This is a genomic window from Psychrobacter sp. KFRI-CH2-11 (assembly GCF_038239325.1).
GTDB lineage: Bacteria > Pseudomonadota > Gammaproteobacteria > Pseudomonadales > Moraxellaceae > Psychrobacter > Psychrobacter celer.
In genome coordinates, this window is record NZ_CP151283.1 from 2,516,463 (window position 1) to 2,539,025 (window position 22,563).

A 22,563-nucleotide genomic window follows, 5' to 3' on the forward strand; every position below is an offset into this window, starting at 1 on the left:
ATTAATAGCAACTTTATAAATAGTAGCTTTATAAATAGCAGTTTTATTAAAAGCAGTCTCAATAAAAACTGGATAAGTACAAGCTGAATAATAGTATTGAGCGGGATGCGAGAGTCCAGACCATCACTGCGCTGATAGCGTTTGTCGCGTATAAGCACAGCGCACATGGTCGTGATGGTTATCAATGTTTATGGTTATTTGGGCATCAACACACGATCCACCACATGTATCACCCCATTGCTCGCCGCAATATCGGTTTTGATGATATTGGTGGTACGACCCATTTCATCCATCAGCTGCCCTTTTGGCGTCACCATCAGCGTATCTTTACTCACGGTCGTGACATTGCCTGGTTTGACATCTTTGGCGTACATGGCCATATTGCCATTGATTACGTGATAGCCTAAGATTTTGGTCAGTAATGGCTTGTTGGCAAATAGCTGCTCTTTTGTCATGCCAGTTTCTTTTAATGCTTGCATAAAGGCGGCGTTGGTTGGCGCAAATACCGTATAGTGAGCATTGGGATTAGATAAAGCACCGGCCAAATCTGCTGCTACGACCGCTTCTACCAATAACGAAAAATCAGAATTGCTTTGTGCGATTTGCACGACGTTCATCTTTGTCATAGATTGGCTGTGCATCGGCGCTTTCATTTGCGCGCTTTTGGTCGGCATCATGTTATTACAGGCACTAAGACCAGCGATTGAAACGGCCAATGTACCTATCGTAGCGATTTTAGAGAATTTCATATAAACATCCTTGATTATGAATTTTGTCAGATTGGTGATTTACTCATAAGGCCTGCTAATCCATAAGCCACTACCCTTTATTTATATTACCAAAGTCAGATATTTATATAGCAATAAGTAAATAAAAATTACGGTGTGCTGCACAATACCTATTGGATAACACAACACGCTACTTTCTTTATCCACTCTTTACGATATCTACTGATATGACAACTGATTAACAAGCCGCATTTCGATAAACCACATTATCAGAAGGCTTGTTAGTATTACTTATAAAATGCAAATCCTTATGTATACAAATTAACATATAGCAATCATTCATCTATCCATATTTACGCTATTTTTTGTGCGATGGATGTAAGTTTTGTCAGTTTTTTGGGCAGGTTTTTAAGTTTCCATGGTCAAAATCAAAGCTTTATGTAATCTTTAAGCGAAATGATATTCATTTGTGCCTGTTTATCAAATGGCCTAAACTGCTATCAGCTCAAACATTACCGCTTAGCTGATAAGTGTTATGAGGGCGTGATTTTTGTGCAGTGTTTGATCACTCATGCTTAAACGCTTTATTATCATATGACACAAAGGAATATCGGCCTGCCCGTGTGCGATAGATTTTTCATGCTAAAATAATGCGAATTTGCCTATTCTATTTTGTGGTAATAACCGGTAGTTATATACGCGTTATGTACTGACACCTTTTTGCCCTCTCTTTTTTTAAATATTGACGAAATAAGCAGCGCTCCTATGACTCAACAGCCGACGACTCAACAGCCAACCTCCCAGGCTTCTTCGCAAGCCGATCACTCAGCACCGTCAGCGGACGGCTTTGTACTAACGCCACCTGCCGTCTTCCCTTATAAAGAGCAGCAGCTCACCGCTCGCGTGCGTATCACTGAGCAAATGAAGTCGCGTATCTTGATGCTTGATGGGGCGATGGGAACGCAGATTCAGACGTATAAGCTCGAGGAAGCCGACTATCGCGGTGAGCGCTTCGCTGATATCGAGCAAGACGTGCGCGGCAATAATGATCTGCTGGTACTTACCCAGCCGAAAATGATACGCGACATTCATCACGATCATCTCGCAGCAGGCGCTGATATCATCGAGACCAATAGCTTTAATGGTACGCGGCTATCGATGTCTGACTACGATATGGAATATCTGGTGCCAGAGCTAAACAAGACCGCCGCGCAGATAGCACGGGCGGCAGCTGACGAATTTACCGAAAAAACCCCTAATAAGCCACGCTTTGTCGCAGGGGTCATCGGCCCAACTTCGCGTACCTGCTCGCTGTCCCCTGATGTCAATGACCCTGCCTTTCGCAATATTACCTTTGATGAACTGGTGCTCAACTACCGCGAGGCAACGCTGGCACTGATCGAAGGCGGCGTCGATATCCTGTTGATTGAAACCATCTTTGACACCCTAAACGCCAAAGCGGCAATATTTGCCATCACCGGCGTGTTTGACGATATCGGTTTTGAGCTGCCGATTATGATATCAGGCACCATCACCGATGCTTCAGGTCGCACGCTATCGGGTCAGACAGCGGAAGCGTTTTATAACTCTATCCGTCACGCCAAGCCGTTATCTGTTGGCTTTAACTGCGCGCTCGGCGCTGATGCGCTGCGCCCGCATATTCAGACGCTCTCGAACATCGCTGACACTTATGTCTCAGCGCATCCAAATGCGGGGCTGCCCAATGAGTTTGGAGAGTACGATGAGACCGCCGAGCAAACCGCTGCCCTGCTTGAAGGCTTTGCCAAAGCGGGCATCCTAAACATCGTCGGCGGCTGCTGTGGGACCACACCTGAGCATATCCGCCACATTGCAGATATGGTGGCGAACTATCCGCCGCGCGTGATACCAGAGATTGCCCCTGCCTGCCGTCTGTCTGGACTTGAGCCATTTAACATCACCGCCGACAGTCTGTTTGTCAACGTTGGTGAGCGTACCAACGTCACAGGCTCCAAGAAGTTTTTGCGCCTAATCAAAACCGAAGCCTATACCGAAGCGCTCGATGTGGCACGCGATCAGGTCGAAGGCGGCGCGCAAATCGTCGATATCAACATGGACGAGGGCATGCTCGACTCCAAACAAGCGATGATTCATTTTGTCAATTTGGTCTCGGGCGAGCCAGATATCAGCCGTGTGCCGCTGATGATGGACTCCTCTAAGTGGGACATCATCGAAGAAGGACTTAAACGTATCCAAGGCAAATCGGTCGTCAACTCCATCTCCTTAAAAGAAGGCTATGACGAATTTGTCAAGCATGCCAAGCTCTGTATGCGCTACGGGGCTGCGGTCATCGTTATGGCCTTTGATGAAGATGGGCAAGCGGACACCTATGAGCGCAAAATCCAGATCTGTCAGCGCAGCTATGACGTGTTGGTCAACGAAGTTGGCTTCCCATCTGAGGACATTATCTTTGACCCCAATATCTTTGCGGTCGCCACCGGTATCACCGAGCACAATAACTACGGCGCTGACTTTATTAACGCGGCCAAATGGATCACCGAAAACCTGCCTAATGCCATGGTGTCAGGCGGCGTGTCCAACGTCTCGTTTAGCTTCCGTGGTAACCCGATTCGTGAAGCCATCAACTCGGTATTTCTCTATCATGCGATCAAAAATGGTCTGACCATGGGTATCGTCAACCCATCAATGCTTGAGGTTTATGACGATATCCCGATTGAGGCGCGCGAGGCGATTGAGGATGTGATGCTCAATCGCAATCAAGGCGAGAGTGGACAAGATGCCACCGAACGTCTGATGACCATCGCTGAGAGCTATCAAGATGGTGGCAAGAAAAAAGACAGCACCGTCGATATGAGCTGGCGCGAGGGCACGGTAGAAGAGCGCATCGCCCATGCACTGGTCAAAGGTATCACCACCTTTATCGAAGCCGATACCAAAGAAGCATGGGAGAAATACCCCAAGCCGCTCGACGTCATCGAAGGGCCTTTGATGGATGGCATGAACATCGTCGGTGACTTATTTGGCTCGGGTAAAATGTTTTTGCCGCAAGTGGTCAAGTCGGCGCGCGTGATGAAGCAATCGGTCGCTTGGCTCAACCCTTATATCGAAGCAGAAAAAGTCGAGGGCGAAGTCAAAGGTAAAATCCTTATGGCAACGGTCAAGGGCGACGTCCATGATATCGGCAAAAACATCGTTGGTGTGGTACTCGGCTGTAACGGCTACGACATCCTTGATCTGGGCGTCATGGTACCGTGTGAAAAAATCCTCGATACCGCTATTAGCGAGAAAGTCGATATCATCGGCCTATCAGGACTAATTACCCCGAGCCTCGATGAGATGGTCTATGTCGCCAAGCAAATGCAAGAGCGCGGCATGACCCTGCCACTGATGATCGGCGGTGCCACCACCTCTAAAGCGCATACCGCGGTAAAAGTCGAACCGCAATACCAAAACGATGCGGTCATCTACGTCTCGGACGCCTCACGCTCGGTCGGCGTGGTGACCAAGCTGCTGTCGAAAGAGCACCGTCAAGGCCTGATCGATGAAACCCGCGAAGAGTATGTCAAGGTGCGCGAGCGTCTGGCCAAGCGCCAGCCTAAAGCGGCCAAGATATCGTACGCTGACGCCATCATGCGTGGCTTTGACTATGACTGGGACAACTATGTGCCACCTATGCCAAATACACTCGGCCAAGTGATACTTGACGACTATCCGATCGCAACCCTGCTGCCTTATATCGACTGGACGCCGTTTTTTATCTCGTGGGGGCTGGCGGGTAAATATCCTAAAATTTTGCAAGATGAGGTCGTTGGAGAAGCGGCGCGTGATTTATTTAACAATGCGCAAAACCTGCTACAAAAAATGATCGATGAAAAGTTAGTCGTCGCTAAAGGGGTATTTAAAATCATGCCCGCGCGGCGCACAGGTAGCGATACCCTCACCGTTTATGATAAAGCGCCTACCAATGGCGGGCAGCCAACCCATACCTTTGAGCATCTGCGCCAACAAAGCGACAAAGCCAGCGGCAAGCCAAACTTTAGCTTGGCCGACTTTATCTCACCATCAGAGAAGCACACTGACTATCTAGGCGGCTTTACCGTCTCCATCGTCGGCACAGAAGCTCTTGCTGAAAAGTACAAAGCGGCGGGTGATGATTATAATGCCATCATGGTACAAGCGCTGTCTGATCGTCTAGCCGAAGCATTTGCCGAGCATTTGCATGAGCGCATCCGCAAAGACTATTGGGGCTATCAGGCTAGTGAGGAACTCACCAACGATGAGCTGATCAAAGAAAAATACGTCGGTACCCGCCCAGCGCCGGGCTACCCTGCCTGTCCTGAGCATACGGAAAAAGGCAAATTGTTTGATTGGCTGGGTACAGTGGACGCTATCGGCACAACGCTAACTGAAAGCTTTGCCATGTGGCCGGCATCTTCGGTCAGCGGCTTTTATTACTCGCACCCTGATAGTAACTACTTTAACGTCGGAAAGATTGGGCGTGATCAGTTGGAGGATTATGCTAAACGTAAGGATTGGGATATAAAGACGGCTGAGAAGTGGTTAAATCCGAATTTGTAGATTATTAATGGTTTAGCTAGATATTTTTAACCCACGGCGTACTAACTAAGAATTAGTTAGTACGCCGTTTTTTTATTATTGTTATTGTCGTAACTTTCGCCGCATCTCATCTAACACCGTCTAACAATGGCGCTATCACTTTTTGTTTGCTAGGCATCATCCAAAAGGCTCTCTTTTGATATACGACAACGTTTGTATTTTCTGCTCTTCAGTTACTTAAACCATCTTCTTAATATATAAAATTGTTTATATTTTTATTCGCATATCCGAATTTTTTTGATATATTTATAATTATATATAAATAGCATGTTTAAACTATATACCATTCTGCCATCTTCAAGACGTTTTTTAATAAAAGGAGGAACAAGGACGTTCGTGTAAGCCTAGCTCGATTTTACATTTTTTATTCAAGGAGAGAAAGAAAATGAAAACTTTTAAATTGACACTACTGGCCATTACTACTGCGCTGTTTTTACAAGGGTGTGGGGATGATAATGATGACTCACCATCTACATCACCACCTGATCAATCAGTTATTGACACCAATATCGTTGGTTTTTGGAGCCAAGACGGTGGCAATGACAACAACTTGAGCGCTATATCTTTTATGAGTGACGGCACTTATGTGCAAGTTCAGGTTGACAATGAATCGCTGGTCGATGATCCAGAAGGCGGCCTAGAATGGGGAACCTATGAGATTAATAGAAAGACTGGCGAATTAACCACCACACAGTTATTTGATGAAAATGGTGATGTGGGTTTGTCAGATGCGCCAAATCTATCAGCTCGTGTGTCTAATGGTAAGCTGATCCTGCAAGTCGATGAAGATGAAAACGGTAGCATCGATAGTGATGAACAATATCAGTTTTCAGAAATCGAACCCGACGGTATCGTAGGCGCTTGGAGCTTTGATGATGTAGATGATACAGATGATGAGCTGATTGGCGTGGCTTTTTTAGATAATAATCAGTACGTTCATGTACAAGTGAACTCGGATCTCTCAGTTGATAACGATGAAAATGGTCTTGAATGGGGTACTTACGCCATTAATCCAACCACCAATCAACTCACAACCAACCCAACCTTTGATAGTAATGCTGGAAAGGGACTCTCAGAGCAAAGCACTCGTTATGCGCGCGTGACTGATGATGAGAAGCTCATCCTTGATGTCGACGATGATTCATTTAGCTTTTCAAGAACTGCTGTTAAAGGAACAGTCGATGCACAGATGCTTTCAGGACTGTGGCGCATGGATTTGGGTGATGAGGAGCTGGTAACTTTATCCTTTTTAGACGATGGTACCTATATGCAGACGCAAGTAACTGGTACGACTTCTTCGAGAGGCTCTGATGATGGAATAGAATGGGGCAAATACTCACTAAAAGCAAGTGACGAACTCAAAATTGATAAAATCGTTTATGATAATAATGGTACGTCCGGCCTATCAGACAACGTGTTAAGAACAGTGCAAATCTCTGGTGATACGCTGACGTTAGGTGTTGATGAAGACGATGATAATGTCATAGAGGTCGATGAGCTATATACCCTCTCAAAAGCCAAGTCCGAAAATGAGTTAGGCATCTGGAAAGCACAGGCAGGTCAGGTAGATGATGAGCTAGTACTGTTTGGTTTTTTAGATGATCAGACTTTTTTCCATATCGAAGTCGATCAAGAGTTGCCTTATGAATACAGTACTGTGCCACTCTCTGGGATGGACTGGAATACCTATACTCTAGGTAATAATGGTCTGTTTACCCTTGGGCAGTCGTTGTATAGTAGTACAGGTGGTGAAGACTTATCATTTTTCTACCAGATGAATGTCAATGTCGAAGACGATACTCTAACCTTTAAGGCATATTCAGATCAAGATGAAGTAAATAATGATGATGGCGAAACCATTGTGTTTGATCGTCAATAATTAGTAATAAAAAATGAACTTATCAGAATCAAACTCAGCTTATCGATTCATAGGCTGAGTTTTCTAGTTTGGACGGCTCATTTTTTACTTTCCCCCGCCGACACCGCTCCGAACAATACAGCACATTGTCCCAATCCTTCTCCCACTTCTTGCGCCAGGTAAATGGGCGTTGGCACACGGGGCATATTTTCTGTGGTAGGTTTGCCTTTTTATGGGCCATGATTACCCTTACCGATTACTCATAATCGTCAAATATTTTATTCAGCTTATTTAGGCTATTGACGATCAGCTTACCTGATTGATCGGTGCTGCTGTCAATCGCCAGCTTCTCATCCATACGCATCGTTAGCGGTGCAAGCGCATCTTTTAGAGCGTGTGCTATCAGCGCGGCCTGCTCTGTGACATCGGTGGTCGATGCTTGATCGTCAGCACGGCTCGATAGACTGTGAGCCATCTGCTGTGCCAGTTGCTCGAGCGCGCCCACCAGTTGTACCATAAGCTGTTTTTGCATTTCTTGGTTTTGTTTGAGGTACTCGCCTTCGGTTTTATGGTCGTGCTTGTAGAGCTGTGTTAGCTGAGTCATGCTTTTCTCAAAGCCATTATCGATACTATCGCTGACCACTTTGGCATTGTCTACAAAACCTGAGAGCACGCTGTCAGCGAGAATTTTTTGTGATTCAAGCTGAGCCTCTCGTTTTATTTGCTCTGCTGACTCGTTTAAACGCGCCAGCTGCTCAGGATCATTTTTTGTTACATAGCTCTCAAATTGACTGCTAATGGCATGAAAGCCGCTAGCAAGATCGACAAGCTGCGCGACGATACGTGCGCCGATATCGCCATCCTCACCGCCCATGGCTTTATTGCGTAAGAAGTCGGTTTTGATTTGCGCCCAGCGTGCCTTTTCATCCTCTGTCAGCACGCCGCGCATCTCACCAAGCTTCAGTAGATTGCTCTCTGCGCCTTGGGTGAGTAGCTGCGACTCGCCCAAATAGTGATCATCGATTAGCTGATCCAGCTCTGCTTGATTCATGACGGCCGATAGTTTTTCGGTCATCTTATTCATGTTGCGGTAACTGCCTTGCAGCTTAAATATCGGCTCGGTGCGGTATTTATCATCTTGCGAGGCAGAGGCGATGTAGGCCTGATTGACATCGAGGATGACTGCTTGCACGGCAAACATATGACGCAAGACAGCAACAATTTCATTAACTTCTGAGGTGCTATACGGATAGCTTAGCTCGCTAGCTTGGGCTTGTGCGAGGTTTGCATTGTCGGCCTTTGCCATTTTGATCAGTCGATGCACATCGCTTAAATCACGATTGGCAAGGGGCGCGAGTACCTTGTTTGAAGTCAAGGCGTTTTCGATATAACTGAGCGCAAACACCTCCTCCATACCGCTCATGATATCGCCAAGATTATAGATATCGGCGCGGTTGGCGAGCATATCAGGGACTTTAAAGGCTTCGCCGCTTTCGGTATAGGGGTTACCCGCCATGACCACACAGAACTTTTTGCCGCGCATGTCATAGGTTTTGGTCTTGCCTTGCCAAACGCCATCGATGCGCCGCGTGCCATCGCCCAGTGAGATGAATTTTTGTAAAAACTCGGCGTGCGTATGCTGGATGTCATCCAGATAGAGCATGACGTTATTGCCCATCTCAAAGGCAAGGTTAATCTTGTTTAGCTCCTCGCGTGCGGTGGCATTGGGCGCTTTTTCGGGGTCGAGGGAGGTGACATCATGACCGAGCGAGGGGCAGTTTATCTTCATAAAAATAAGCCCTAAGCGGCTCGCCACATATTCCATCAAGGTGGTTTTGCCGTACCCTGGCGGTGATATCATCATAAGGATACCCATCAGGTCGGTACGCTTGTCCTCACCGACGGTACCCATTTGCTTGGCAAGATTGTCACCGATCAACGGCAGATAGCTCTCATTAATCAGGCGGTTACGCACAAAGGATGATAGCGGACGCGGCATAAACTCATTTAGCCGCAGCTCGTCTTTTGCCTCATGCAATATCTCAGTACGCATCGCCAGATAGCGCCTATAGGCCGGAATGACTTGGCTGTCGTGATGATGCAAACGGCTTAAAAAATCATCGACCGCAAAGGTGAGGGTCTGCTGATGAATACGCTGATGCTCGCCCAATAAGCTGCCCACCTGTATCTCAAGCGCCACCTTACTTGTACTACGTGCAAAGCTTTGTACTTGATTTAGCGGGTGTTTGCCATTGGATAAAGACGAGGATGCTGCTATAAAGGATAAGGTCGATGCCGAGGCGTGCTCCGACGCCCTTGCATCAACGCTGACGCCCGACGTACTCAAGCGCTGCAATAAAGATGCGCGCATGGGGTCATCTAACTGGGTAAGCATGATAGCAATCGCTTCAGGTACATAATGGCGACCGATCTCCACCTGCTGCTGACGCCGCGCTTCCTCTTCTGCTCGCTTAGTGCGCACATCTTCGCTAGGCGCATCAGCATCATCAGCACTGCTACCATCTGTAGTCTGATCTGTAGCTATGCTATCTAGCAAAGCATAAAACCAAGTGGCTAGTAGCTCATAGGCAGATTTGGGCTGCAAGGTCAGCTTGCCAATAGAGGACTGCAGCTGCGTCATGCTTTGAGTAGCTTGCCCGCCGCTTGGGTTAGCATCCAATGCTTGGCGCAGCTGATCACACAGCGCTTGTGCTTGCTGGCTGGTTTGCCATGATAATGATAGCTTGTGATCGACAGCATCACTATCTAGACCACTGGCGAGCATCCCACTTGCATCAGTGCCAGCCTGCCCCATGACACTGACCAAGTATTCGCAGGCTTGCTGTACGTACTGGTGTTGAAAGATAGTGGCGTCATTGCTATTGCTAGTATGATGACTATTACTGCCTGTATGGCTGCCATCATAAGCCGTGACAAACTCGCGCATGAGCATGGTCATATCGGCAATTAATAGCGCCTGCGCCCGATCGCTGCCAAGACTACGCCGCAGCTGCTCGGCAGTCACCGCTCTATCGAGCCAGCTGCCGACTTGTATCAGCACGTTTTCATTTAGCCAAGTGTCATAGCCAAAGGGGCGCAAAGCCTCTAGGCCAAGCGCTTGTACCAGGGACAGTTGCCAATAAAACAGCTGCGCCAGCGCGCGCACTTGCGGCGTATAAATAAGTAAACCGGCATCGCGTAGCGTGGGCAGGATTTGGAGCAATAGCAATGTGGCGTCATGATCATGAATGCCTTTGTCAAACCCAAGCTGATAGCGCGGCGTGGCATAAGCTTTGACCAATGTGGCCAGTGGACTGCTGGTAGTAATCTCGCCGCTGCTATCTATCGTATGAGCCGCATTGGCCATACTGACCGTGTCGTCATAAGCCTGATACAGACGCGCCTGAGTCAGGCCGTCTTGATTGTTTTTCGCGCTCTCGATGATGCGATAGGCCAAGTATTCAGCGCGGTACACCGTATCAGACTCAGAGGCGATACTCATGTCCCAATACGGGCGCAGCGCATTTAATTCTGCATTATCGAGCACTTCATAATAGTCTGTGCCGGTGAGATGTAGGTTTAGCACACGGCTACCGTCTGTTTGCTGACGACTGAGCAGCGTTAAGTCCAGCGGCTGAGTGTTGACCGAAAAGCGATGACGGCCGAGCTTGATGATTTGCCCACCGTCTTCAAACAGATCCGACTTGTCTTTGAGGCTCTTATAGCTTTCGACCTGAATGGCTTTGAGGCGTGCGTCGATATCGTCTGCTTTAACGCTAAACCCCATCTGTTGCAAGTCTTTGGCGATGCTCCGCACTTTTTGTACCAGACCATCAGAGGCAAAGTAAGTATTGAGCGCTTCTTCCTCGGCAAATCCAGTGACGCCAGTGCTTTGGGTGCGTTTTTTGATACTCTCAAGCATCCGCAGTGCGCCATCGCCTAGGTTTTGCGCCCGGCGATTACGGGCATCGAGCAGCTGCTGTTTATGATTTTCAAAAGTATCAAAAATCTCTTCGCGCTTGGTGATGATATCTGCCAAAAACTGATCGCCGCCCCCCGTCTCAGGATCAGCAAACTGACTCTCAAGCTCCTCTAGCTGCACCAGTAGCTTGGCCATTTGCTCATCTGATTTCTCCGGCGTATTGGCAATCGATAAGGCATTGGCAATCGACTGACCAAACAGCTTAAACTGCGCCCCAAATTGCGCAATCGCTTCGGCAGAACCTAAGCTTTTACGTTTATGATTGAGCTTGGCCTTGTTTTGATTGAGGCGCGAGTAAATGGTCGATATGTCATCGATGATTTGCGTACGGACGGTGGCATCAGCGACATCGAGGGTGCCCAGCAGCTCGGTCAACAAGTCCAGCCCTGCAGCGGTATCGTCGATTTGCTCAAGCACCGGTTTGAGCTCGCTATTGGTTTCGGCGGTGTCTAGACGTTCGCTGACATCTGCTAAGATATCCTCATAGCTGGATAATGCCTCCTCACCGCTTAAAAACGTCACGGTTTTTTCGGCCAGCTCGCTCTCTGCTTCCTCCAATTGCTTTTGCAATGCTTGTAACTTATCGGCATCTAGATAGCGCAAGTCCTCTAAGCCGACCAGCCGACCTTTTTGTCGCCTGAGCGCCGATAACTGCGCCACATAGTCACTGGCTGACTCAAAGTTTGTGATTTTTATTTGCCGCAGGATATCATTTTGCTGAGCGTCGGCATCCGCTAGTGCTGTTTGGGTCTGCTTTTGGATACTTTGGACTTTGGCAAACTCATCAATGACCAGCTCGGCAGTGGCGGTGACGTCTTTGATACTGCTTGCAATATCGCCCAGCTCTGGCTCGGACAACCAATAATAGCTATCAAAGAGACGGCTGGTATTGTCGGCGAGCTCTTCATAAAGCTTTTGCGAGACGCTTTGATTGTCAATGAGGCGAGTGATGCTATAAAGATCTGAGATACCGCGTACCAGCTCTTTGTTACCGATTTTGCCATAAAAGCTCGTGCTTTCAGGCAACTCGCTGACATACTCATGCGACGCATACGGCGTATGCCATATCTGCATTGGATGAATGCGTGACGGCTCATTTTGCGCACTAAACAGCACCAAACGGCCGTTTTCAGCCAGCGCCATGCCGTTACAATAAATGGGGTTTGCCAGCTGTTTTTTGATAAGGTTGTAAGGAAATAGCCCCGTGACGCCAAGTGCTCGGTCATAAAACAAAAACAATACATCTTCGCCATTGGGCGAGATGATCTTACGTTTAAACTTTAGGTTTTTTCCCGTGCCGCTACCCGTACTGGTGTTGGCATCGCCATTATGAGCATCAAACAGTTTATACTCGCCTGTCTGCAGATAGTAGCCTCCAGGGAAGATGATGCCGTGATCCTCAGGCAGCTGCACACACGACTGCCCGATGGCATCCAGCCGCAGCACAGCCTCGGTCAAGGTGTTATAAACAAAGTAGCGATAGCTGTCCTCGCGATACGGTAATATCTTGAGCAAAATCAAGCTGCCCACCTTGGCATAATCGATCTGAGCATCGGTAAGCGACTGGGTACGGTCATCGACCGGCTCGCTATAGATGCCCTGCCCTGACTCGGTATTGTTTTCGATTTTGATGGTCAAGTCACCGCCGACCGTTTCCACAAAGATGGTGTCTAGGATATTCATGTGCGGATATTTGCCATTAATCATCTGCTCACGCGTGGTCTCTATCCACTCAAAATCATAAGCAGGTGGTAGCTCAATATCGCGCTCACCGCGATTGTCGACGTAAGCCACTTGCGCAGCCTCTGGTGTGCCTTCGCTAAAATCGAGCGCAAAGCGAAACACCCGAATATCGCTGATACGCTCACCGATCTGAAACGCCAGCAAAAGCTTGCTGTCTTTGACCGTCAGCTGCATAAGGCGCGTTTGCTTGTAATAGCGGTATAGCTCGTTGAAGTCTTGCACAAAAGCTTGCTGATCTAAAAAAGTCCCTGCCAACTCGACTTCTTCTAACTGATACGCCTCTTCTGGATTGGCTCGGCTTTTCTGCGCGCCCTCCTCAGCCGTATCGCCACCATCAGTTGCCTTGCTCAGACGATATAGCGATAGCACATCCTTGATACTACTGGCGCGCTTAAGCCCCATAAAGACGTTATAACCAAACAGCAAATAATCACCGACCTGTACCATATCTTGCGCCACGCAGTTATATTCGGTACGAATACGCGTGCGGGCAATCACTTGCATCTGCGTGCTGCCAAACTCCTGTAGGCGCGCATTATTTAAGGTCGCGGTTTGCTGCTCTAAGCGGCTACCTTGCTCGGTAAGGCGTTTTTTTATAAGCTCATAGGCGTTACCTGAAGCGACGGCCTGATCGGCTTGACTGGTGGGCTGGGCTTGATTGGCTTGGCTATCGTTGTCGGTGCTATCTAGATTGGTTGAGTTTTGCGTATCCGCCATCGTGAGTCGTCCACTTCTGTTTTTATATAATAAAAGAATTTTGGGCAATAAGAAAAGATGAGATAAATCTAAGAAAATCTTGACTGGTCTAAAAAAACGAAAAGTAACGTTAAGCGACAAAGGCGTGGATAAGCTTTTTTAGACCAGCCAGCTCGGTACTGTCATGAGCTGACCAAAAAACCTGCCGCCACAGCAGCAGATTTTTGACTATCAAACATACTAATCATTATATTGAGTCGGCGCGTTATCTGACTTGTTGGCTTTATTCATTGCCTGATTGGCCAGCACACCATTGAGGATACCGCTTAGGGTATCTGACTTACCAGCAAGGCCATCGATGGCTTTGCCGATAGAGAGTGATTTGGCAAAGTTGTCAAAGAAGTGGGCTTCGCCGCCGACGATATCGATTTTGGCTTTTTGTAGCGCCACAGCCAATACATCAGCATTTTCTTTGGCAATCTCTTTACCAGCATCGATAGACGCCATGGCTTCTTGCAAGGCAGTTTCAAGCCCCATACGGAACTCCTCGTGCTCACGAGCCTCTTTACTCATGCTGCCCATGGCGTTGAACTTCTCGACCAGACCATCGGCCTCAGCTTGGAAGTGCGCACGCGTGACTTCGGCTTTGGCCAGACCGACGTCGCGTTCAGCCTTGGCATCCGACTCACCGCGAGCGGCAACGACTTGCGCATTGGCCATACCGACATCGCGCTCGGCTTTGGCGTTTGACTCACCGCGAGCGGCGATTACCTCGGCATCAGCCAGACCTTTTTCGCGCTCAGATTGCGCTTCGGCCTGCCCTGTTGCTTTGATGATATTGGCTTTGGCGATGCCTTCTTTTTCTAGCGACATGGCCTTGGCTTCTTGGATGGCCGCTTCGGCAAAACCATGCGCCGACTCTTCGGCCTTGATTCCTTCAGCCAGCTTAACTTTGGCCTCAGCATCTTTGGCCGACGCCTCTAAATTGGCATTGGCAAGGGTGGTAATCTCCACCGCCTTATGCTTCGCTGACAGCTCTTCAGCTTCGGCTTTTTTGACTTGACGCACTTTGAGCTCTTCTGCATCTGCCTCAGCGGCAAGAACGCGCGTTTGCTTGTCACGCTCCGCCTCACTGACTTCGCGGACTTCTTTGATGCGCTCTTCTTCTTGCGCCACGGTCTTATCGACTGCGATACGCTCACGGATGACGTTGGCGATTTCTTTTTTCTCAAGCTCGATGGCACGCTCAGCTTCGATGCGCTGCAAGTCAACTTCACGCTCACGCGAGACGATCTCTAGATCCTGCGCTCGCGTCACTTTTTCTTGCTCGATGATGACGGCGCGCATACGGTTTTGCTCTGCAACCTCGATTTCGCGCTGCTGGTTTTCGCGCTGAATGGCCAGATCCTGCTCGACGATGATGATAGCGGTTTCTGATTTTTTACGCTCTTCTTCTTCGATTTTGCGCGTCTCGGCTGTTTCACGAGCGATGACTGACGCAATTTCGCGTTTTTGTTTGGCTTCGGCATCTGCTTGCTGACGCTCCAGCTCCAGCATCGCCTCGACGGTTTCGACATTTTTCTTCTTCACCGCCAGCTCTTCGTCACGCTCAAGCTCATTGGTGATGACGTTTTGCATCGCGGTCAGCTGGGTGATTTTTTTGATGCCTTCAGAGTCCAAGATATTACTGGCATCCAGCGACACTTTTGGCGTTTGCTCCAGATAGTCAATCGCCACGTCTTCTAGGACATAGCCATTGAGATCATTACCGATTTCTTGCACGATGCTGTCACGAAACTCGCTACGGTTTTCGAAGAGTTTGACAAAGTCGATTTGTTTGCCGACCGTCTTTAGTGCTTCAGAAAATTTGGCATTAAACAGCTCATTGACCGCCACTTTATCAGAGGCGCGCTCCACCCCGACCGATTTGGCGACTTTGAGCACATCTTCTTCGGTTTCGTTGACTCGTAAATAAAACGCCACCGTAATATCGGCACGCATATTATCAGCGCAGATTAGCCCTTCTTTGCCGCGGCGATCGACCTCTAAGGTGATAAGCGAGATACGCATCAGCTCTTTTTTGTTGATGACCGGCCAGACAAAGCCACCATCAAAACGCACCGCGATTTTGTTCACGCCGTTGATAATCAGTGCTTTGCCCTGCTCTACCTTAAAATAAAAGGCCTTGAGCATCAAAAGGGCTGCCATAATAAAAACAAACGCCAGCACCACAACCACGCCGACGATGATAAGTATGTCCATATTTATTCCTCTAATAAAACGCAAGTGTAAAACTATATAATGTAAAGCTATATATCGTCTCTTTCATAAAATTTGACTGCGATATCGCCACAGCGGCGGGTATTTATTGGTGGGTATTGATTGACGGATAGTTAGTAGTTGGTCTCACTGCCATACTCTTTAGTCTAATAAACGCAAAGCCTAATGAACACACAGCCTAATCAAGACAAAGCCTAATCAAGACAAAGCTCAGTGCTTATCGCCTGTCATCGATACAATATATCGCCGTTACTCGTCTTCGGCCGCCGTCACATAGTAGGCATTGGCGTCTGCGATATACTCAACCAATATGACCTTATCGCCTTGCTTCAATAGATTGTCAGCGCTCTGTGAGCGCACCTTGAGAATCAGTCCTGCACCGCCATCAGCCAGCTCAGCCTCGCCATGCTTGTCGGTCACGCTTAGCGTCCGCACGATGGCAACTTTACCGATGTTGCTTGCGGCGCTGCGTTTGGGAATGTTGGCGATGTTCTTGCGGATAGGCGAGATGATAAGACCAGTTAGCCACATCGATACCACCAAGACAAACACCAACGCCCCGGTACCAAACACATAATAAAGCGCACCTGAATGAAAGTATTGATGCAAAAAGCTGGTATACAGATAGCTAAGCAGCCAGCCGATAAGGCTAATAAGGGTTAAGATAATAATAAGCGGCACGCCATAAAGACCAAACTTGAGCATAAGACCGGTAAAAAAGCCCGTCGATGAAAGATCGGAGATATCTGCCTCACTGCCATCGTCGCCAAGCTCGACCGTATCCATGTCGGCCATGCCAAGTAACGATACCAGCCAATACAAGGTGACAAACATCACCAAACCCGTAAAGATCACTGTCGGATAAAGACTTATCTTAGTGATAAATACCGCAAAAGACTCCTGCATCAAACGCACACTCCTTATCCTACAACCAAACCGGCTGTTGCAACCGACTTATGTTTCGTTATTACCGATTATACCTATTTATCAGGTTAAATATACAACTTTTGTCGTCAACGTCCCCAAACTGGCGAGCGTATCACCCCGCCATCTTGGCTGCTGATGGTATAGCTTGGATGACCAGACAGTGAGTGAATCACCACATGACTGCGCTGCGAGCCGTCTACATCTGGCGCATACGCTGGATAAACGGCGTACGTACCCGAAGGCGACAGACGCGCTGGCTCATCGAGCCCTGTATCTGCCAAATTGAGCACGTGCCCAGTCGCCAGCGTCATCACCGCAGCCTTGCGACCATTGAGATACGCCAGATGCCGTCCATCCATACTCAACTGCGGACTGGCAGCATAGCCAGCGGTGGTGATAGGCACGGCCGTCTGGGTAGCAAAGTAATAACGATAAAGACGAGGACTGCCTGCACGTACTTTGTCACTGACATAGACAAAACTCTGAGCATCAGGCGCATAGCTTGGCTGCACTTCGGTACTGGGCAACGTCGTCAGCTGGCGGGTGTCGCCATCATTGAGGCGCTTTTTATAAATATCTGCATTGCCAGCGACCGTTGAGCTATATAGCAGATATTGACCATCAGGTGAGAATGACGCTGACATATTACTGCCTTCAGCATTGACCACCAGATTGCGCGTTTTATTGCTTTTATCATAAATATATATTTTAGGATGCTCGCGCGGTGCTTGTTTGCTATAGGCGAGCTGTTGACCATCAGCTGACCACGCTGGGGCATAGATATAACCTGTGATCTGATCAATGCGCTGACGATCACTGCCATCAGGACGGATACTATAGAGTGTCGATACTTTGGCGCTTCCTACCCCTTGCTCTTCTACGTAAGCAATGTGTCCTTGACGATCAATGGCAGGCATAGCAGCAGTTAACGGGTTACTATTCACTACTATATTGTTCGGCTTTTTGATTTCAGTGCTAGACAATGTCTGACAGCCAGTGAGAGCTGCCAGTATAGCGATCGTCGTCGCCCTTTTTATCATGATGTTATTCGTGGTTGGTTTCGACATAATGGTTTTAGACATAAAGTAGTATCCAGTGAAATCTATAAGGCATAACAGCAGCTTTACGCTAGTGTAGCGCAAAGTTCGACAAACTTCGGATAAAAAAAGGCCCCACATATGAGTGAGGCCTTATCAAATCTAAACAGAGTGTTTATATTGCTCTTATACATCGTTAGCTTATTTAGACACAGCTTTAAAGTAAGCCACTTGATTGTCATTTTTGATGGTTAAGATTGGCACTTTTTTGGCGTTTTTGCTGAGGCTATACTTGCCTTGTACGGTTGCTAATGCAGCTTTATCAAAACTGGCTTGCGGCTCAGGACAGGCCATCATTGTGCTGATGCCGTTTTTGATCTGCACATCACCATTGACGACACTGTAGCCCGCGCTCATCTTGTTGCAGGTGTTCATAAATGCCACGTAGTTTCTACCGTTATCATTCATAAAGCTCAAAGTGAGCGGCTTGGCTGGATCAAAAAATAGTGCGGTTACTCGCTCACCATTCATACGTTTGGCATCAACCAACTGCCAATTGTGCGCTTGTAATGCCTCTACAGTGACGGGCTGACTGACTGGCGCAGGCAAGGTAGCCGTTGTCTGGCAACCAGCAGTAAGCGCACCTATAACAAAGGTGGCACCCATTATCATTTTTGTCATATTTTTCATACTTATTCCTTCTATTGAATTCAGCAAGTTTATCGCGTCTTAAGCTTGCGCTTAGGGCAACTGCCAAAGACCCAATCAAAATTTTTTTATTGCTATAAATGATCTTTAGCAGTCGCCATATAGTGTCTCACCCAGCGCTTGCTGTCATTATTAATTGAGTTATTACTTGGCAGATATTTGTTGCCCGATACAATCGCGACAATATTGACAATTGAGGGTAAGCTCCAGTCATCCAACTCACCAAAAGCGCGATAACTTTTGATAATTTTGGCTGGTGACATTTCTCTCAAACCAAAACACCCCACTAAATAGTGAGGTGTTTTTATCGTGCAACTATCGCATCTGATGACTGATATCACTTATCACAACGGTAGATACAACGTCAGTCTTAATAAGCGTATGTACCACTATTTTAGATCACATCTGTACCAGTAATGTTTGGCTCTTCATTAGCAAAGTATCACTATCGTTGTATTAAAGCCACAGCCATTGGATCGTACTTTTCCCAATCACCATCGCTTATTCACACTTTTCGCATACCTGTCCCTTACATTACGGTAAGCTATTTAATGTTAATAAAATTCATCTATTGAGTCTGTGTTTTTTGCAGCGCAGCATAGCCAGACAGACGCTTGCGCTCAGCGTCATCAAACAGTTGCTGCTCAAGCTGCTCGATCTGACTTTGCGCCGCTGCTGGATCGGCACTTTGACTCAATAGCTGCGCCTTTTGCGTTTCATACTGAGTAAAGCGCTGGTCAAAATTGGCATCTTCTTGATCGACTTGTGCCAGTCTCTCTGCCGCTGGTGCGCCCACTAGCTCTCGACGCATATTGTATAGTGCTTCAGGGCTGGCACCTGCCGCTTTCATCTGCTCAGTACGAGCCATAAGCTCATTAAGATTGGCTTGCTGCAGGATATTGGTTTTGATCGCACCATCTGGTAGACGGCTCACATAATCTTGTCTGGCAGCCTGTTTTTGTGCCTCGCTCATTTGCTCGTTTTGGTTGATTCTGACCATCTCTATACTATAGTCATCGTAGTTATCTTCTGCACCAAAGAAGGCTTCGATGGTGGTTTTGTCAAAATACTGCTGACGTAATCTTGCCACCTCTTGCTTTTGCTGAGCAATGGCACTCAAATCCAGCTCACCGCTTTTGCTCGCTTGCAGTTGCAGATTGCCATAGCGTTTTTCTATATCAGGCAGTGCTTTGAGATACGCCACATAGTTGCCAAAGATAGCGACCGCTTGGCTGGCAGCTGGCTCTGGGGTATGGTGGCGAATATAACGCTCAACACGCGCAAAAATAACGGCTTCGTCCTCCTCTCCTATTGCTGATAAAAAATAATCGAACAACCGCCGTAAGCCTTCCGTAACGACCAATTGCTTGTGCTCATCAATGATAATCTCACCATCCACTTGCGTGCCTCTTAATGAGCGCGGCAAACGCTCTAACCCAGTGACAAATGCAGACTGGTTCTGGGCTGAAGCGGTTTGTTCTGTTTGCTCAATATTTAGTGCAGTGGACAACGTACTCTCAGAGGTATCTGCAGAGGCAATGGACGCTGATTGTGCTGTCTCCATTCGTTGACTATCTGGTTTAAACCACACAATCACCGCCGCCGCGATGACTATGATGACCACGGCGATAATAGCGATTGGTAAATAGGCTGGACGGCGATGTTTTGACATAGATACGAGTTCTTAGGCAATCATTAAATAGATCGTCATTAAATAGATGGTCATTGGGGTTAGAGATTGGCGTTTTTTAGGCGATTGACCTGAGTACGATAAATGGACTTGGGCTTAGACTCGCCCCATGCGGTCAAACCTAATACCTGATCGGCTGAATCCAAATGGTTCATGATGTAGTTGTCACGAATCACATACCCGAGTCGGCTTGAGCAGGCAGAGACCAGACCATCATTGGCGTCAAATAAAAACGGTACGCTTGTTGCTGCAAGCAGATAATCACTAGGGTCAAGGGCTCTTATGACTTGTCCTACCCCACTAAATGAGTAATATTTGATACCGTTTGCAGAGGTACTGGTTGGCTGACCACAGTAACTTGTTGGCATTGCTGCGGGGAACTTGGCATTGAATTTGGCCGCACCATCGGTTGATAGCGCCATGAGTGATTGCCAGCCATCTTGCGCTTGTATCTCTTTAAAACTGATGCCTGATCCCACATCTGTAAAGCCGCCAATCAAATTAAACACCCCTGATACCAGCTGTGTCGTGACGTTTGATGGCTCACCTGTGTCATTGTTTGGTTCAAGGACGTTTTTGACAAAATCGGCTGTTTTTGAGCCCTGCTCTGGGCTTGATACGGCGGTGACCGAGGCGACGTATTTTGGTGCAACGCCAGCGACATAGCGGATGTCTATACCGCCTTGACTGTGCCCAAACAAATTGACTTTTGGATCGCCTGAAATGGCAGTGATGGTTTTGACTTGCTGTAATAGCTGCTCGCCGCGGACTTCACTATTATTCACCGCTGATGTTTTGGTGGTGTACACCTCTGATCCACCTTTCATCAGCTCACTAGGAATCCCGTTGAAATAATCTAAGACCCCAAACATCTTGGTAAAACCGCCAAGCCCATGAGCCATGACCACTGGATACTGAGTCTTGGTGTAACTGGAGGTAAAGTATTTGCTATCGACTAGCGTGCAGCCATTGGCGTTGGCACAATTATAGTACTGCCCTGCCGCTTGCGCTGAGGTGGTTTGCATGGTCATTAATAAAACGCCAGTACTGATAGAGCCCAGTATTGGTAAAAAAGTGCGCGGCGTGAGCGCAGCACGAACGTACGAGGAGAGCGTCATAACAACATCCTTGTCATCATTAATGGTGAGTGCCTTTACCTCATAACGTCGGCAAAGACTGCTGCTAATCCCTTTAGCATGCAAAATTACATTACTTCTATCTTTTACAAGATTCAACTAAATTGTCAGAATATGAATATATTATCGTGACTGGAGGGTCATAACGGCTCGAATGGGGCTGTAAAGCAACTATTGTCAATAATAATGATAGATTTAATATCAATTATCATAAAACTGCCATCGGTCCATTTATGGTATAATCTCCCCACATTAACCCCATAATTATAAGACACAAGATGATGACTAAAAAATCCCTTATCCAGTCCCCAGAGGCCATAGAAAAAATGCGTGTGGCCGGCAAACTCGCCAGTGATGTCCTTGTCATGCTCGATGAGCATGTCAAAGTCGGCGTCAGTACCGAAGCCCTCAACCAAATCGCTCATGACTATATAGTCAATGTGCAACAGGCCATTCCTGCTCCGCTGAACTACAATGGCTTTCCTAAGTCTATTTGTACATCCGTCAACCACGTGGTCTGTCACGGCATCCCAACCGAAAGCAAGCTACTCAAAGATGGCGATATCATCAATATTGATGTGACCGTGATCAAAGACGGCTACTATGGCGATACTTCAAAGATGTGGATCGTCGGTAACGGCTCTATCATGGCGCAGCGTATCTGCAAAGTCGCACAAGACGCGCTATATGCGGGTATGAGCGTAGTCAAAGACGGCGCGCGTCTCGGTGATATTGGTGCAGCGATTCAAGAAGTGGTCGAGCCTGAGCGCTTTAGTATCGTCCGTGAGTTTTGTGGTCATGGCATCAGTGATGAATTCCATCACGAGCCACAAGTGATGCACTACGGCAAAAAAGGCACAGGCTTTGAGCTAAAAACGGGCATGACCTTTACCATTGAGCCGATGATCAACCAAGGCACATGGCAGACCAAGATTTTACCTGATGAATGGACGGCGATTACCAAAGACCGTAAGCTGTCGGCTCAGTGGGAGCATACGATGGTCGTGACCGACCATGGCTGTGAAGTGTTTACCACGCGCCCTGAAGAAGACCTGAGCTTTTTGACCCAGTAAGACAAGAAAAGATCGCCTAGGCGGTCTTTTTTTTGGACTATAATTGCGATACTTTTGGTATCAACAATTTTTTTACCCTATTAATTGG

The 22,563-nt window shown here is 47.6% G+C and carries 13 protein-coding genes; 3 read left to right on the forward strand and 10 right to left on the reverse strand.

Going from position 1 to position 22,563, the window contains the following annotated elements:
• Positions 1-194: 194 nt before the first annotated feature.
• Positions 195-749 carry a fasciclin domain-containing protein gene (locus AADH33_RS10465; RefSeq protein WP_100749062.1) on the reverse strand — a complete coding sequence of 185 codons (555 nt, stop codon included), beginning with the start codon at positions 747-749 and terminating at the stop codon, positions 195-197.
• A gap of 744 nt (positions 750-1,493) precedes the next feature.
• Between AADH33_RS10465 and metH the strand changes: the two genes are divergently transcribed.
• Together metH and AADH33_RS10475 are read left to right on the forward strand one after the other, a co-directional pair.
• On the forward strand, positions 1,494-5,306 hold the full coding sequence (metH, locus tag AADH33_RS10470) for a methionine synthase (RefSeq protein WP_075102562.1): 3,813 nt from the start codon (positions 1,494-1,496) through the stop codon (positions 5,304-5,306).
• Between the two features lie 424 nt (positions 5,307-5,730).
• Positions 5,731-7,224, forward strand: a complete 1,494-nt coding sequence (locus tag AADH33_RS10475; RefSeq protein WP_075102563.1) for a hypothetical protein — start codon at positions 5,731-5,733, stop codon at positions 7,222-7,224.
• A 34-nt stretch (positions 7,225-7,258) separates the two neighbouring features.
• Here the strand turns inward: AADH33_RS10475 and AADH33_RS10480 are convergent, their stop codons facing one another.
• The 9 genes from AADH33_RS10480 to AADH33_RS10520 form a co-directional block, all read right to left on the reverse strand.
• On the reverse strand, positions 7,259-7,444 hold the full coding sequence (locus AADH33_RS10480) for a DUF2256 domain-containing protein (RefSeq protein ID WP_075102564.1): 186 nt from the start codon (positions 7,442-7,444) through the stop codon (positions 7,259-7,261).
• A 15-nt stretch (positions 7,445-7,459) separates the two neighbouring features.
• Positions 7,460-13,645, reverse strand: coding sequence for a DNA repair ATPase (locus AADH33_RS10485; RefSeq protein WP_348548830.1), 6,186 nt, complete (start codon positions 13,643-13,645; stop codon positions 7,460-7,462).
• A gap of 219 nt (positions 13,646-13,864) precedes the next feature.
• Complete coding sequence (locus tag AADH33_RS10490; RefSeq protein WP_348548831.1) at positions 13,865-15,886, reverse strand: hypothetical protein; 2,022 nt, start codon at positions 15,884-15,886, stop codon at positions 13,865-13,867.
• A 267-nt stretch (positions 15,887-16,153) separates the two neighbouring features.
• Positions 16,154-16,810, reverse strand: coding sequence for a hypothetical protein (locus AADH33_RS10495; protein ID WP_348548832.1), 657 nt, complete (start codon positions 16,808-16,810; stop codon positions 16,154-16,156).
• A 107-nt stretch (positions 16,811-16,917) separates the two neighbouring features.
• On the reverse strand, positions 16,918-17,913 hold the full coding sequence (locus AADH33_RS10500) for a Xaa-Pro aminopeptidase (protein WP_348548833.1): 996 nt from the start codon (positions 17,911-17,913) through the stop codon (positions 16,918-16,920).
• 156 nt (positions 17,914-18,069) lie between these two features.
• Positions 18,070-18,558 carry an META domain-containing protein gene (locus AADH33_RS10505; protein ID WP_348548834.1) on the reverse strand — a complete coding sequence of 163 codons (489 nt, stop codon included), beginning with the start codon at positions 18,556-18,558 and terminating at the stop codon, positions 18,070-18,072.
• A gap of 92 nt (positions 18,559-18,650) precedes the next feature.
• Complete coding sequence (locus tag AADH33_RS10510) at positions 18,651-18,839, reverse strand: hypothetical protein (RefSeq protein ID WP_348548835.1); 189 nt, start codon at positions 18,837-18,839, stop codon at positions 18,651-18,653.
• 305 nt (positions 18,840-19,144) lie between these two features.
• The gene (locus AADH33_RS10515) at positions 19,145-20,248 is read right to left on the reverse strand and encodes a lipase secretion chaperone (RefSeq protein WP_348548836.1); all 1,104 of its coding nucleotides are present in this window, start codon (positions 20,246-20,248) and stop codon (positions 19,145-19,147) included.
• A gap of 59 nt (positions 20,249-20,307) precedes the next feature.
• Positions 20,308-21,384, reverse strand: coding sequence for an esterase/lipase family protein (locus AADH33_RS10520; protein WP_289056820.1), 1,077 nt, complete (start codon positions 21,382-21,384; stop codon positions 20,308-20,310).
• 296 nt (positions 21,385-21,680) lie between these two features.
• Here AADH33_RS10520 and map point away from each other — a divergent pair, with 296 nt between their 5' ends.
• Complete coding sequence (gene map / locus AADH33_RS10525) at positions 21,681-22,475, forward strand: type I methionyl aminopeptidase (protein ID WP_348548837.1); 795 nt, start codon at positions 21,681-21,683, stop codon at positions 22,473-22,475.
• Positions 22,476-22,563: the final 88 nt, after the last annotated feature.